The 13,787-nt window shown below is 67.6% G+C and carries 11 protein-coding genes; 7 read left to right on the top strand and 4 right to left on the bottom strand.

What is annotated here, in order from left to right; translation table 11 throughout:
- The first annotated feature begins 84 nt into the window (after positions 1-84).
- The 3 genes from RPB_RS16160 to RPB_RS16150 all read left to right on the top strand — a co-directional run bounded on the left by RPB_RS16160 (position 85) and on the right by RPB_RS16150 (position 2,954).
- A complete protein-coding gene (locus RPB_RS16160; protein WP_041798795.1) occupies positions 85-552 on the top strand; it encodes a MaoC family dehydratase in 468 nt (155 codons plus the stop codon).
- 17 nt (positions 553-569) lie between these two features.
- Positions 570-1,487 (top strand): SDR family NAD(P)-dependent oxidoreductase, encoded by a 918-nt coding sequence (locus RPB_RS16155; protein ID WP_011442085.1) that lies wholly within the window; start codon positions 570-572, stop codon positions 1,485-1,487.
- A 234-nt stretch (positions 1,488-1,721) separates the two neighbouring features.
- Entirely contained in the window at positions 1,722-2,954 is a 1,233-nt protein-coding gene (locus tag RPB_RS16150) for an NAD(P)/FAD-dependent oxidoreductase (RefSeq protein ID WP_011442084.1), read from the top strand.
- A gap of 208 nt (positions 2,955-3,162) precedes the next feature.
- Here RPB_RS16150 and RPB_RS16145 read toward each other — a convergent pair whose 3' ends face one another.
- From RPB_RS16145 to RPB_RS16135, 3 genes are all read right to left on the bottom strand, one after another.
- Positions 3,163-4,245, bottom strand: a complete 1,083-nt coding sequence (locus RPB_RS16145; protein ID WP_011442083.1) for a D-TA family PLP-dependent enzyme — start codon at positions 4,243-4,245, stop codon at positions 3,163-3,165.
- A gap of 241 nt (positions 4,246-4,486) precedes the next feature.
- Positions 4,487-6,298, bottom strand: a complete 1,812-nt coding sequence (locus tag RPB_RS16140; protein WP_011442082.1) for an ABC-F family ATP-binding cassette domain-containing protein — start codon at positions 6,296-6,298, stop codon at positions 4,487-4,489.
- Positions 6,299-6,308: 10 nt separating this feature from the next.
- Positions 6,309-6,803 carry a YaiI/YqxD family protein gene (locus RPB_RS16135; protein WP_011442081.1) on the bottom strand — a complete coding sequence of 165 codons (495 nt, stop codon included), beginning with the start codon at positions 6,801-6,803 and terminating at the stop codon, positions 6,309-6,311.
- A gap of 104 nt (positions 6,804-6,907) precedes the next feature.
- On the opposite strand from RPB_RS16135, the gene RPB_RS16130 reads away from it, so the two are divergent.
- Both RPB_RS16130 and RPB_RS16125 read left to right on the top strand, forming a co-directional pair.
- Positions 6,908-7,708, top strand: a complete 801-nt coding sequence (locus tag RPB_RS16130; RefSeq protein ID WP_011442080.1) for a MaoC/PaaZ C-terminal domain-containing protein — start codon at positions 6,908-6,910, stop codon at positions 7,706-7,708.
- A 190-nt stretch (positions 7,709-7,898) separates the two neighbouring features.
- Positions 7,899-9,116: an ABC transporter substrate-binding protein gene (locus tag RPB_RS16125; RefSeq protein ID WP_011442079.1), complete on the top strand. Its 1,218-nt coding sequence runs from the start codon at positions 7,899-7,901 to the stop codon at positions 9,114-9,116.
- 200 nt (positions 9,117-9,316) lie between these two features.
- Here the strand turns inward: RPB_RS16125 and RPB_RS16120 are convergent, their stop codons facing one another.
- Entirely contained in the window at positions 9,317-11,692 is a 2,376-nt protein-coding gene (locus tag RPB_RS16120; RefSeq protein WP_041798794.1) for a xanthine dehydrogenase family protein molybdopterin-binding subunit, read from the bottom strand.
- 225 nt (positions 11,693-11,917) lie between these two features.
- On the opposite strand from RPB_RS16120, the gene RPB_RS16115 reads away from it, so the two are divergent.
- Both RPB_RS16115 and RPB_RS16110 read left to right on the top strand, forming a co-directional pair.
- Positions 11,918-12,994, top strand: coding sequence for a Ppx/GppA phosphatase family protein (locus tag RPB_RS16115; protein ID WP_011442077.1), 1,077 nt, complete (start codon positions 11,918-11,920; stop codon positions 12,992-12,994).
- Between the two features lie 73 nt (positions 12,995-13,067).
- Complete coding sequence (locus tag RPB_RS16110) at positions 13,068-13,778, top strand: RlmE family RNA methyltransferase (RefSeq protein WP_011442076.1); 711 nt, start codon at positions 13,068-13,070, stop codon at positions 13,776-13,778.
- Positions 13,779-13,787: the final 9 nt, after the last annotated feature.

Here is a 13,787-nt window from a genome sequence, read left to right as displayed (position 1 = left end):
GGAATTTGCAAGCCGCGCGGCGCGAAAATTTCGCTTGGCGCGGGTTTCGCAATGTGGAATGCAGCGCAAAACAACGAGGATTTGATGGGCGCTGAAATCGAACGCGATGCGTATATGAAACTCGTCGGCACCGAGATCGGTGTCTCGGAATGGCACCTGATCGATCAGAAGCGGATCGACGCCTTCGCCGACGCCACCGAGGACTGGCAGTTCATCCACGTCGATCCCGCGCGTGCCGCGCGCGAGACGCCGTTCGGCACCACGATCGCGCACGGCTTTCTCACCGCGTCGATGCTGAGCGTGTTCTCCTACGAGGCGCTGCCGAAGATCAAGGGCGCGACGATGGGCGTCAATTACGGCTTCGACCGGCTGCGTTTCATCTCGCCGGTCAAGGCCGGCTCGCGGGTGCGCGGCCGCTTCATGCTGAGCGAAGCCACTCTGCGCAAGCCGAACGAATTGCTGTCGCGTACCAGCGTCAACATCGAAATCGAGGGCGAGAAGCGCTCGGCGCTGGTCGCCGACTGGCTCGGCCTGATCTACTTCGAACAATAATCCGGGAAACAACACACATGGCTATCAGGTTCGACGGACGCGTCGCCATCGTCACCGGCGCGGGCAACGGTTTGGGGCGCGCGCATGCGCTGGGCCTCGCGGCGCGCGGCGCCAAGGTGGTGGTCAACGATTTCGGCGGCGCGCGCGACGGCACCGGCGGCTCGATGACCGCGGCCGAGACGGTGGTCGAGGAGATCCGCAAGGCCGGCGGCACCGCGATGGCCGACGGCGCCGATGTCTCCAACTACGAGCAGGTGAAGGCGATGGTCGCGAAAGCGACCAAGGAGTGGGGCAGCGTCGATCTGATGGTGGCGAATGCCGGCATCCTGCGCGACAAATCCTTCGGCAAGATGGAGCTCTCCGATTTCCAGAAGGTGATCGACGTGCATCTCGCCGGCACGTTCTACTGCTGCAAGGCGGTGTGGGACGGCATGAAGGAGCGCAACTACGGCCGCATCGTGCTGACCACCTCGTCGTCGGGCATGTTCGGCAATTTCGGCCAGGCCAATTACGGCGCGGCCAAAGCCGGCATCGTCGGGCTGATGAACGTGCTGGCGCAGGAGGGCCGCAAGACCGACATCCGCGTCAACACCGTGTCGCCGACGGCCGCGACCCGGATGACCGAAGAGCTGCTGCCGCCGCAGGCGCTGCAATTGATGAAGCCGGAGGCGATCACCCCGGCGGTGCTGTTCCTGCTCAGCGACAACGCGCCCACCCGCACCACGCTCGGCGCCGGCGCCGGCTCGTTCGCGCAGATCAAGATCATCGAGACCGAAGGCATCAACCTGCCGGAGGAGGAGTGGACCCCCGACGCGATCGCCGCGCACTTCGCCGAGATCAGCGACGACTCCAAGGCGCAGGCGCTGGAAGGCGCATTCCAGCAGACGCAGAAATACGTCGCGCAGGCCGCGGCGAGGCTCGGCCTCAAGATGTGAGGCCGACCTCTGTCGTCATTCCGGGGCGCGCGCAGCGCGAACCCGGAATCTCCGGTTGCAGAACATCTCGGGATTCCGGGTTCGCTCGCTGCGCGAGCGCCCCGGAATGACGGAGAGGGGAAGCGATCGTCTCTCGACGAGTCATTCCGGGGCGCGCCGAAGGCGTGAACCCGGAATCTCTGCCCGCGTGCCGGTTCGTGTATAAGGGCCGGATGATTTGCAGCGCAGGCAGCCGTGGCTGACATTCTCGATATCGACGCCGCCGTGATCGGCGCGGGCCCGGCCGGGCTGATGGCGGCCGAGCAATTGGCGCAGGCGGGGGCGCGCGTCGTCGTGTTCGACGGCATGAGTTCGGGCGCGCGAAAATTCCTGCTCGCCGGGCGCGGCGGGCTCAATCTCACCCACAGCGAGCCGCTGCCTGATTTCCTCGCGCGCTATGGCGCCGCGCAGGCGCGGCTGACGCCGGCGATCGAGGCGTTCGCGCCCGATGCGCTGCGCGCCTGGGCGGAGGAATTGGGGGAGCCGACCTTCGTGGGCTCGAGCGGCCGGGTGTTTCCGGTGGCGATGAAAGCTTCGCCACTGCTGCGCGCCTGGCTGCGCCGGCTGGACGGGGCGGGCGTGGACTTGAAATTGCGGCATCGCTGGAGCGGCTGGGACGACGACGGACGGCTGTTGTTCGACACGTTCGGCGGCGTGCGTCCCGTTGAAGCGCGCGCCACGGTGCTGGCGCTCGGCGGCGCGAGCTGGCCGAAGCTCGGTTCCGACGGCGGCTGGGTCGATCGGCTCGCCGCGAAGGGCGTCGCGATCGCGCCGTTGAAGCCGGCGAATTGCGGCTTCCTGGTCGACTGGTCGGAGCTGTTCGTCGCCAAGTATCAAGGCGCGCCGTTGAAGAACATCGCGCTGTCGTTCGGCGAACACAGCCTGCGCGGCGAGGCGATCGTCACCAAAGGCGGCCTCGAAGGCGGCGGTGTGTATGCGCTGTCGGCCGGCTTGCGCGACGCCATCCTCGCGGACGGCGCGGCGACGCTGACGATCGCGCTGCGGCCCGATCTGTCCGCCGATGAACTGGCGGCGCGGCTGGGCAAGCCGAAGGGCAAGCAATCGCTGTCGACTTACTTGCGCAAGGCCGCGGGACTGGCGCCGGCCGCCATCGGGCTGCTGCAGGAAGCGGCGCGGGCGCTTGGCCTGTCGCTGGCGTCGCTGTCGCCGGGCGACCTCGCCGCGCTGATCAACGCCGTGCCGGTGCGACTCACCGGCATCGCGCCGATCGCGCGGGCGATCTCCACCGCGGGCGGCATCGCGTTCGATGCCATCGACGACAACTACATGCTGCGCAAGCTGCCCGGCGTGTTCGCGGCCGGCGAGATGCTGGATTGGGAAGCGCCGACTGGCGGCTATCTGCTGACCGCGTGCTTTGCGACGGGCGCGGCGGCGGGTCAGGGCGCGCTGGCGTGGCTGGGGCGATAGGCGCACGGCGATCGAGGCCGTGCCGCGCCGTCGCCCTTCGAGGCTCGCTGCGCTCGCACCTCAGGGTGACGGCTTCACGCACTCACATTCAAGTTCGTCATTCCGGGGCGCGCGTAGCGCGAACCCGGAATCTCGGTTGTGCCCTGAACCTCGGGATTCCGGGTTCGCTCGCTGTGCGAGCGCCCCGGAATGACGAACATGGACGTTGTTACTTCAGCTTCCCGCGTGCCGCGACCGGCAGCATCCCGACGATCTCGTCGCCGCGGACCATCACCACCTCGTCGACCATGTTGACGACGACGCAGACGTGGTTGGGTACGATCCGCACGACGTCGCCGATGGCCGGGCGGGAGTTGCTGCGGGAGAGATCGAGGAAGCCGTGCTCCTCGGCGAAGCGGGCGATGCGGGCTTCGGGATGATCGAGAATGAGGCCGAAACCGTCGAGGCCGCCGCCGGGGTCGGAGGTCAGCGTCTTCGAGCCGGCGTCGAGGATGCCGCGCTCGGGTGCAGCGCGGCTGACCACGGTGGAATAGATCGTCAGCGCGCAATCGTCCCATGATGCGACGCCGGCTTCGACCTGCATGCGGTCGTTGTAGATGTAGGTGCCGGGACGATGCTCGGTGGCGCCTGCGAGCTGGCCGAGGTTCTTCAAATTCGGCGAGCCGCCGGTCGAGACGATTTCCGCGTCGAGGCCATGCGCGCGGATGCCGGCCAGCGCCTCGTCGAAGAAGCGCTGCGCCTGCGGCCAGCCGTCCTCGGTCGGGTACAGCATCAAGCCCTTGAACACGAGCCCGTCGGAGGCCGCGATCGTGCGGGCGAGCGCGATCGCTTCCGCCGGCGTCTCGACGCCGGCGCGCTGCCGGCCGGTGTCGCATTCGACCACGACGCCGAGCGGGCGGCCGGCGCGCGCCGCAGCGGCGGGGAGGCCGGCGATCACCACCTCGTTGTCGGCGGCGACGATCATCTGCGCGCGTTCGTGCAGCGCGCCGAGTCGTGCCATCTTCTCCTCGCCGATGAGATTGTAGCTGATCAGGATGTCGTCGATGCCGGCCTCGGCCATCACTTCGGCTTCGCCGAGCTTCTGGCAGGTGATGCCGCGGGCGCCGGCTTTGATCTGCATCTGCGCCAGTAGCGGCGATTTGTGGGTCTTGATATGCGGCCGGTTGGCGACGCCGGCCGCGTCGCACAGTCCCTGCACCCGCGCGATGTTGCGCTCGACCCGGTCCATGTCGATCACCAAAGCGGGCGTGCCGATGTCGCGGGCGATTTTGGCGGCGAGCGGGGTGGTCATGGGCGGGCTCCAGCTTGTTGTATACTGCTTGGCAACTTAGTACCACGTCATGCCCGGGCTTGACCCGCCTGCGCGGCCGAAGCCGCTTCGGCGCGGCGAAGGCCCGGGCATCCACGGACACAAGCACGGCCGTGCCCGTTGGCGTGGATGGCCGGGGCGAGCCCGGCCATGACGGCTGAGTGTGGTGCAACGCCGTGCTTGGGCGGCGAGGGTAGCTTGCCGAGTAGAATAGCGTAGCGCCTCACGCGCTTTCGATCTCTTCCCGCAGCATTTCGAGTTCGAGCCAGCGGTGCTCGGCGGCCTGATGCTCGTCATGGGCCTTGGCGAGTGCGGCCGAAAGCTTGTCGAATTTGGCGCGGTCGCGGGCGTAGAGTTGCGGGTCGTCGAGCTGCTGCTGCAGCGCGGCGATCTCGGCTTCGAGCTTGGCGATGGTCTTCGGCAGTGTTTCCAGCGCGTGCTTGTCGTTGAAGGTCATCTTGCGCTTCGGCGCGGGCGCGGCGGCCGGCGCCGCGGACTTCGGCGCGCCGGCCTCGCTGGCGGCTTTCGCCGGGGCGCGGCTGAGGTCGGCGCCGCGCTGGCTCAGCATGTCGGAGTAACCGCCGGCATACTCGGTCCAGCGACCGTCGCCTTCCGGTGCGATCACCGACGTCACGACGCGGTCGAGGAAGTCGCGGTCGTGACTGATCAGGATGACGGTGCCGTCATAGTCGCCGAGCATTTCCTCGAGCACGTCCAGCGTCTCGAGGTCGAGATCGTTGGTCGGCTCGTCGAGCACCAGCAGGTTCGACGGCTTCGCCAGCGCGCGCGCCAGCATCAGCCGGCCGCGCTCGCCGCCCGACAGCGCTTCCAGCGGGGTGCGGGCCTGCTCCTGCTTGAACAGGAAGTCCTTCATATAGCCGATGACGTGGCGCGGCTTGCCGCCGACCATCACCTGATCGCCGCGGCCGCCGGTCAGCGCCTCGGCGAGCGAGGTCTTGGCGTCGAGGCTGTCGCGGTGCTGATCGAGCGTCGCGATTTCGAGATTGGTGCCGAGCCGGATGCTGCCCGAATCCGGCGGCAACGCGCCGGTCAGGATGCTGATCAGCGTGGTCTTGCCGGCGCCGTTCGGGCCGACGATGCCGATACGGTCGCCGCGATTGACGCGGATCGAGAAGTTCTCGACGATCGGGCGATCGCCCCACGCCTTGGCGATATTCTTCGCTTCGATCACCAGCTTGCCGGACTTGTCGGCCTCGGCGGCGGCGAGATTGGCGCTGCCGGTCGGGCCGCGATAGTCGCGCCGCGAGGCGCGCAGCTCGTGCAGGCCGGCGAGGCGCTTGACGTTGCGCTTGCGGCGGCCGGAGACGCCGTAGCGCAGCCAGTGCTCTTCGGCGACGATCTTGCGATCGATCTTGTGCTGATCGCGCTCCTCTTCGGCGAGCACATCGTCGCGCCAGGATTCGAACTGCGAGAAGCCGCGGTCGATCTGACGGATCACGCCGCGATCGAGCCAGGCGGTGGCGCGCGACAGATTGGCGAGGAAGCGGCGGTCGTGGCTGATCATCACGATCGCGCCCCTGCGCTGCGCCAGATCGCTCTCCAGCCATTCGATCGTGGTGAGATCGAGATGGTTGGTCGGCTCGTCGATCAGCAAAATATCCGGATCGGGCGCCAGCATCCGCGCCAGCGCGGCGCGGCGCGCTTCGCCGCCGGAGAGATGCGCCGGGTCCTCGTCGCCATGCAGGCCGAGCTGCTCCAGCAGATACGCGGCCTGATAGTGCGCGTCGCCGGGCGCCAGGCCGGCCTCGACATAGGCCAGCGTGGTCTTGTAGCCGTCGAAATCCGGCTCCTGCGGCAGATAGCGGATGGTCGAGCCGGGCTGCACGAAGCGGCTGCCGCGGTCGGGCTCGATCAGGCCGGCGACGATCTTCAACAGCGTCGATTTGCCGGAGCCGTTGCGGCCGATCAGGCACAGCCGATCGCCCGCCGAGACGCTGAGTTCGACGCCGTCGAACAGCGGCGCGCCGCCGAAGGTCAGCGCGATGTCTTTGAGTTGGATCAGCGGCGGGGCCATTGGTGGTCCATCAAGTCTGTGGTTGCGCCGGCGGCGAGGGGCGGCGGCGGGCGATCCGGCGGATCGTGGTGTCGAGCGCGGCGAGAAACGCCGAGCGGTCGCGCGGGGTGAAGCCGCGCGGGCCGCCGGTGATTTCGCCCGACGAGCGCAGATCGGTCATCAGATTGCGCACCGCCAGCGTCATGCCGATCGATTCTTCGGAGAATGGCTTGCCGTTCGGCGCCAACACCTCGGCGCCGGCCTTGACGCAGCGGCTCGCCAGCGGAACGTCGGCGGTGACCACGATATCGCCGGGCTGGACGCGTTCCGCAATCCAGTCGTCGGCGGCATCCATGCCGGAACCCGCCGCGATCCGCTCGATCAAGGGATGCGTCGGCACGCGGATGAAACTGCCCGCGACCACGCTGACCGGCAGGCCGTGGCGCTCGGCAACCCGGTAGATCTCGTCCTTCACCGGGCAGGCGTCGGCGTCGACATAGATGCGGGTGGGCGCGGCTTCGGTCATTCGCTCTCGATCGGGGGCTGGCGCGGCGCTTTACGGCCGCTGCGGCGCTGGCGTAGCATCGCCGGACACGATCGCCAACAAGATCGAACAAACCGGGAGAAACCATGGCCGCACCGCTCGCGCCCTGGCGCGTCCGCGCCTTCAACACCGCCAAGCAATCTGAAAACAAGATGCACGACGACGCCGTCGCGCGGCAATTCGGCTTCTCCGGCGGGCTGGTGCCCGGCGTCGAGGTGATGGCCTACATGATGCATCTGCCGGCGGCGCGCTGGGGGCGGGTGTTCCTGGAACGCGGGCTGATCGAGGCGCGGTTCGTCAAGCCGGTCTATGACGGCGAGACCGCGACCGTGACGGGCGAGGCGCAAGGCGACGACATCTCGCTGAGCGTGGAGAGCCGGGGCGAATTGTGCGCGACCGGCTCGGCGTCGCTGCCGGCGCGGGCCCCGGCGGTCGATCTCGGCGCCTATCCCGACACGCGAGTCGTCGCCGACCGGCCGCCGGTGGGTGCCGCGTCGTTCCCGGAAGGGGCGTGGCTCGGAACCGCCCCGGTGAGCTGGGGCGGCGAAAAGCTGCGCGCCTATCTCGACGAGATTCGCGAGACCGATCCGATCTATCTCGCGAACGATCTGGTGCATCCCGGCACGCTGCAGCGGATCATGAATCGCGTGCTGGTCGACAATGTCGAGCTCGGCCCGTGGATCCATGTCGGCTCGCGGATGCAACTACTCGCAGCCGCGCGCGGCGACGACGTCCTCACCGCGCGTAGCAAGGTGACGGCGAATTACGACAAAAAGGGCCATCGCTTCGCCGAATTCGACGCACTGATCGTCGCGGGCGGCACGACGCCCGTCGCGCATTGCCATCACGTGGCGATTTTCGCACCGCGGCAGCAGGCGGCCGCTTAGCGCGCAAATTCCGCCGCGCGGATGCAAATAGCCGAAGCTGCGACGTTCTGACCCCGCGCGTCTCGCGCGAGGGCTGCGAGAATGAGCATCAGAAACTCTCGTACAGACAGGAGGGCGGGCACACACCACAGATGCGCGGGGCCGGCGACAAGGCCGAATGAACAAATCAAAAAACTCTTCCGGAGGAAACATGCACTTCATTCAACGTGCGGCGGCGGCGATGACGCTGGCTACGCCGCTGCTGCTCGGCGCCTCTGCGTTCGCGCAGCAACAGAGCCCGCTGAAGATCGGTCTGCTCGGGGATTTCCAGTCGGTGTATTCCGACATCGGCGGCCCCGGCAATGTCGAGGCCGCCAAGATGGCGATCGAGGAGATGGGCGGCACGATGTTCGGCAAGCCGATCGAGTTCATCTCGGCCGACGTCCAGAACAAGCCCGACATCGCCGCGTCGTTGGCGCGCAAATGGTACGAGAACGAAGGCGTCGACATGATCGTCGATTTGCCGACCTCGGCCACCGCGCTCGCCGCGATGGAAATGTCGAAGCGGTTCGAGAAGATCATGATCGTCACCGACGCGGCGTCGTCGGACATCACCGGCAAGTCGTGCTCGCCCTACACCGCGCACTGGACCTACGACACTTACTCCAACGCACACACCGTGGGCTCGGCGATCGTCAAGAACGGCGGCGACACCTGGTTCTTCATCACCGCGGACTATCTGTTCGGCCATTCGGTCGAGCGCGACACCGGCGAGGTGGTCAAGGCGGCCGGCGGCAAGGTGCTCGGCAGCACGCGGCACCCGTTGAACAACGCCGACTTCTCGTCGTTCCTGCTGCAGGCGCAGTCGTCCAAGGCCAAGATCATCGGCATGGCCAATGGCGGCGGCGACACCATTAACACCATCAAGCAGGCGGCGGAATTCGGCATCGTCGCCGGCGGCCAGAAGCTCGCCGGCATCGTGATGTTCATCTCCGACATCCACAGCCTCGGGCTGAAGATGGCGAACGGGCTGATCATCACCGAGGCGTATTACTGGGACCTCAACGACCGAACCCGCGAATTCGGCAAGAAGTTCCACGACAGGATGAAGCGGATGCCGACGATGAACCAGGCCGCGACCTACAGCGCGACGCTGCATTATCTCAAGGCGGTGAAGGCGGCGAATTCCAAGGACACCAAGACGGTGCTGGCGAAGATGCGCGAGACGCCGGTGCGCGACGCCTTCACCGACAACGGCTTCCTGCGCGAGGACGGCCGCATGGTGCACTCGATGTTCCTGTTCGAGGTCAAGAAGCCGGAAGAATCCAAGGCGCCGTGGGACTATTACAAGATGCTGGCCGAAGTCCCCGGCGATCAGGCGTTCCGTCCGCTGAAGGACGGCGGCTGCCCGCTGGTGAAGGCGGAGTAAGCGCATCTGCGGGTGCCGTGAGTCGACGACCCCGCAACCAACAAACGTCATCGCCGGGCTCGACCCGGCGATCCATCTTCTTCGCAAAGAGTCGTTGTTGGCGCGCTGCGCGCGCGATGGATGCGCGGGTCAAGCCCGCGCATGACGGCTTTGCTGGTTGCCGGCGCTACGCTTCATCAGCGCGGCTGATGTTTCGTGCCTCACGCCGCCGCCGTCTCCTTCGCCTCCCGGATCGCGCGCCAGACCTTCTCCGAGGTCAGCGGCATGTCGAGGGATTTGACGCCGTGGTCTTTCAGCGCGTCGAGCACGGCATTGACGACGCTCGCCAGCGAGCCGGCGCAGCCGGCTTCGCCGCAGCCCTTGGTGCCGAGCGGATTGCCGGGCGCAGGCACGGGGTGATCGCCGACCGCCATCGGCGGAATGTCCTCGGCGCGCGGCAGCGCGTAGTCCTGCAGCGAGCCGGTGATCGGCTGGCCGTCGCCGTCATAGGACATCTTCTCCATCAGCGCCTGGCCGATGCCTTGCGCGACGCCGCCGTGCAACTGGCCTGCGACGATCATCGGATTGACCACGACGCCGAAATCATTGACCGCGGTGTAGCGCACCACGCGGGTGACGCCGGTGTCGGGATCGATCTCGACCTCGGCGACGTGGCAGCCATTGGGGAAGGCGGAGGGGACCGCCTTGACGGTGTGATCGACGTCGAGCGACGCCGGCACGCCGTCGGGGAGTTTCGCCTCGCGCAGCCGCTGCGCCAGCTCCATGATGCCGATGCTGCGATCGGTGCCCGCCACGGTGAAGCGACCATCGGCGAATTCGATGTCGGCCTCCGCGGTCTCCAAGAGATGCGACGCCGCGGCCTTGCCCTTGGCGATCACTTGCTGCGACGCCTCGACGATCGCCATGCCGCTGGCGGTGATCGAGCGCGAGCCGCCGGTGCCGTTGCCGGTGTGGACGACGTCGCTGTCGCCCTGTTCGAGCCGGATGCGGTCGAACGGCACGCCGAGATACGTACTCAGCACCTGCGCGAACGGCGTGGCGTGGCCCTGGCCGTAGTCGAGCGTGCCGGTGATCAGCCGAATTGTGCCGTCTTCCTCGAACACGATCTTGCCGAGTTCGGCGCTCGGCGGGGCGGTGACTTCGAGATAGGAGCCGACCGCGATGCCGCGCAGTTTGCCGCGCTTGCGGCTCTCCTTCTTGCGTTGGGCGAAGCCGGCATGGTCCGACAGCTCCAGCGCCTGCGCGAACACGCCGCCGAAATCGCCGCTGTCATAGGTGACGCCCGAGCAGGCGGTGAACGGCAATTGCTGCGGCTTGATGAAGTTGCGCTTGCGCAAGGCGAGGCGGTCGATGCCGATCTCGTCGGCGGCGCGATCGATCAGCCGCTCCAGGAAGTAGTTCGCCTCGGGCCGGCCGGCGCCGCGATAGGCGCCCATCAGCGTGACGTTGGTGACGACGCATTTGATGTCGACGCCGAGCAGCGGCGTGCGATACACGCTGCCGATGTTCTTGCCGGTGTTGAGCGACAGCGGCAGCGGCGCCACGCCGGTGATGTAGGCGCCGAGATTGCCGGTGCCACTGAGGCGGATCGCCAGAAACTTGCCGGCGGCATCGAGCGCCAGCTCGGCGCGGATCTGCTGGCCGCGGCCGTGGCTGTCGGACAGGAACGCCGACGAGCGTTCGTCGGTCCACTTCACCGGCCGGCCGAGCGCTTTCGCCGCGTGCAGGATGCAGATGTATTCGGGATAGGAGATGTTCTTCATCCCGAACGAGCCGCCGACCTGGCCGGTCAGCACCCGCACCTTGTCGGTCGGCACGCCGAGCAGCTTCGCCAGCGTGTTGCGGTTGCCGGCGACGCCCTGGGTCGGGAGCTGGATGGTATAGCGGCCGTTCTGCCGGTCGTAACTGGCGAGCCCGGTGCGCGGCTCCATCGGCACCGCGGCGACCCGGGTGTTCTCGATGTCGAGCGTGGTGACATGCGCGGCGGAGGCGAAGGCGGCCTCGACGGCCGCGGCGTCGCCGAAGTGATAGTCGAGCGCGATGTTGTTCGGGATGTGATCGTAGAGCTGCGGCGCGCCGGGCTTGATCGCGTCGTCGGCGTCGGTCACCGCCGGCAGCGGCGCGATGTCGAGCGCGACCGATTCGGCGGCGTCGCGCGCCTGAATCGCCGTCTCGGCGACCACGAACGCCACCGGATCGCCGACGAAGCGCACCTTGTCGGTCGCCAGCGCCGGGCGGTTGGTCTGCAGCAGCGGCGTGCCGTCGCGGCTCTTCATCGGCAGCCCGCAGCTGAACGGGGCATAGCCGGCCGCGGCGAGATCGGCGCCGGTGTAGACGCCGACGACGCCGGGCATCGCCCGCGCCGCTTCGGCGTCGATGCCGCGGATGATGCCGTGAGCGTGCGGGCTGCGCACCATCACCGCGGTGAGCTGGCCGGGCAGGTTGCAGTCGTCGGTATAGCGGCCCTTGCCGCGCAGCAGCGTGTCGTCCTCCTTGCGTCGCACCGGCTGGCCAATTCCGAATTTTTGCAGCGCGATGGCGGTGTCGGACGACAGGTTCGAAGGACGGTCCTGCATGAAGCTCATTCCGGCGCTGTGACGAGATAAAAGCCGCGTCGCGGTGGTTTTCGTGTAACCTGGGCGGAGGTTGACGGCCTTCAGATAAAGCAGCGGCGGCAGCACGACAACGCATGATCCGGAATGCGGGCCGTGCGGGTGGCTTGCGCCGCGGCCGTGCGCTGCTAAACTTTCCGTGAATGTGAGCTCGACGTCGGCCGGACGGCCACGAAAGACCGAATTGTGATGGATGAGGAGACGCGGCTCCGCGACGGCCTGATGCCCGGCGGAGACACGCAGCATGAGCACGGGTGTGTTGCGAACGCCGAGGAAGAGCATGGGTCGACGGCGCCGCATGGCGGCGTCTATGCCGCGCTCGACCTCGGCACCAATAATTGCCGGCTGCTGATCGCGCGGCCGACCGGCGACGGCTTTCGCGTGGTCGATTCGTTTTCCCGGATCATCCGGCTCGGCGAGGGCGTCTCTGCCACGGGGCGGATCAGCGATGCGGCGATCGCTCGGGCGATCTCCGCGCTGTCGATCTGCCGTGACAAGATCGATCAGCGCAAGGCGAAGCGGCTGCGGCTGATCGCGACCGAGGCCTGCCGTGCCGCCGTCAATGCCGATGCGTTCTGTGACGCCGTCGCACACGCCACCGGCATCCGTCTCGAAATCATCGATCGCGAGACCGAGGCGCGGCTGGCGGCGATCGGCTGTTCGCCGCTGGTCGATACCGCCGGGCGCGGCGCGATCCTGTTCGATATCGGCGGCGGCTCCAGCGAATTGGTGCGGCTCGCGCGCGATCCGGCGCGGCCGGACCTGCCGCCGCGGATCCGGGCCTGGATGTCGATTCCGCTCGGCGTGGTGACGCTGGCCGAGCAGTTCGGCGGCAAGGTGGTGACCGCGGACAGCTATGCGGCGATGATCGCGGAGGTCGCCAGGCACGTCGCGCCGTTCGCGGCCGCGCATGGCGGCGACCTCGGCGGCCTGCATCTGCTCGGCACCTCGGGCACGGTGACAACGCTCGCGGGGCTGTATCTCGACCTGATCCGCTACGATCGCCGCCGCGTCGACGGCATCTGGATGAGCGACGCGGAACTGACCGCGACGATCGACCGGCTGCGCGGCATGAGCTATCACGATCGCGCCCAGAACCATTGCATCGGCGCCGAGCGCGCCGACCTGGTGCTGGCCGGCTGCGCCATCCTCGACGCGGTGCGTGCGGCGTTCCCGCTGCCGCGGCTGCGGGTCGCCGATCGCGGCCTGCGGGAGGGCATGCTGGTCGAAATGATGCGCGAAGACGGCGTGCCGGGCGTGGCCTGAGGCGGTTCCGCGCTGGTTTTTCCGCGCTCATCTGCTAAGCAACGCGCCACCACCACCAATTTCAAGCAGGGTCATGGCCAAAGACACCACCGGGCGGATGCGCGTCACCGTCAAGAGCGGCGGCCGGATGAAGCTGTCGTCGAAGCTGTGGCTCGATCGCCAGCTCAACGACCCCTATGTGGCGCAGGCCAAGCGCGACGGCTATCGCTCGCGCGCGGCCTACAAGCTGACCGAGATCGACGACAAATATCATTTCCTCAAATCCGGCCAGGCGGTGGTCGATCTCGGCGCCGCGCCCGGAGGCTGGAGCCAGGTCGCGGCGAAGCGGATCGGCTCGGCGAACGGCCGCGGCAAATTGATCGCGATCGACCTGCTGGAGATGGGCGAGATCCCCGGCGTCACCTTCGCGCAGCTCGACTTTCTCGACAGTGCCGCGCCGGACAAATTGCGCGAGATGCTCGGCGGCGACGGCGCCGACGTGGTGATGAGCGACATGGCGGGCAACACCACCGGGCATCGCAAGACCGATCAGCTCCGCATCGTCGGGCTGGTCGAAAGCGCCGCGCAGTTCGCCAGTGAAGTGCTGAAGCCCGGCGGCATCTTCGTCGCCAAGGTATTTCAGAGCGGCGCCGATGCCACGCTGATGAACCAGCTCAAGCGCGACTTCGCCACCGTGAAGCACGTCAAGCCCGCCGCGAGCCGCAAGGATTCCTCGGAGCGCTACGTGCTGGCGATGGGATTCCGCGGCACACAGCCGGCGGCTCAGGAACCGCAGGAACCGTAGTCGCCGGCC

Source organism: Rhodopseudomonas palustris HaA2 (assembly GCF_000013365.1).
GTDB lineage: Bacteria > Pseudomonadota > Alphaproteobacteria > Rhizobiales > Xanthobacteraceae > Rhodopseudomonas > Rhodopseudomonas palustris_J.
Note: the sequence above shows the minus strand (reverse complement) of the source record. Positions and strands in the feature narration are given on the sequence as shown.

What these genes read in the sequence shown, in the direction of transcription:
- RPB_RS16160 (WP_041798795.1), top strand. Translation starts at nt 85, where the DNA reads ATGGGCGCTGAAATCGAACGCGATGCGTATATGAAACTCGTCGGCACC.
- RPB_RS16155 (WP_011442085.1), top strand. Translation starts at nt 570, where the DNA reads ATGGCTATCAGGTTCGACGGACGCGTCGCCATCGTCACCGGCGCGGGC.
- RPB_RS16145 (WP_011442083.1), bottom strand. Translation starts at nt 4,245, where the DNA reads ATGACCACCCCGCTCGCCGCCAAAATCGCCCGCGACATCGGCACGCCC.
- RPB_RS16140 (WP_011442082.1), bottom strand. Translation starts at nt 6,298, where the DNA reads ATGGCCCCGCCGCTGATCCAACTCAAAGACATCGCGCTGACCTTCGGC.
- RPB_RS16135 (WP_011442081.1), bottom strand. Translation starts at nt 6,803, where the DNA reads ATGACCGAAGCCGCGCCCACCCGCATCTATGTCGACGCCGACGCCTGC.
- RPB_RS16130 (WP_011442080.1), top strand. Translation starts at nt 6,908, where the DNA reads ATGGCCGCACCGCTCGCGCCCTGGCGCGTCCGCGCCTTCAACACCGCC.
- RPB_RS16125 (WP_011442079.1), top strand. Translation starts at nt 7,899, where the DNA reads ATGCACTTCATTCAACGTGCGGCGGCGGCGATGACGCTGGCTACGCCG.
- RPB_RS16120 (WP_041798794.1), bottom strand. Translation starts at nt 11,692, where the DNA reads ATGCAGGACCGTCCTTCGAACCTGTCGTCCGACACCGCCATCGCGCTG.
- RPB_RS16115 (WP_011442077.1), top strand. Translation starts at nt 11,918, where the DNA reads ATGGATGAGGAGACGCGGCTCCGCGACGGCCTGATGCCCGGCGGAGAC.
- RPB_RS16110 (WP_011442076.1), top strand. Translation starts at nt 13,068, where the DNA reads ATGGCCAAAGACACCACCGGGCGGATGCGCGTCACCGTCAAGAGCGGC.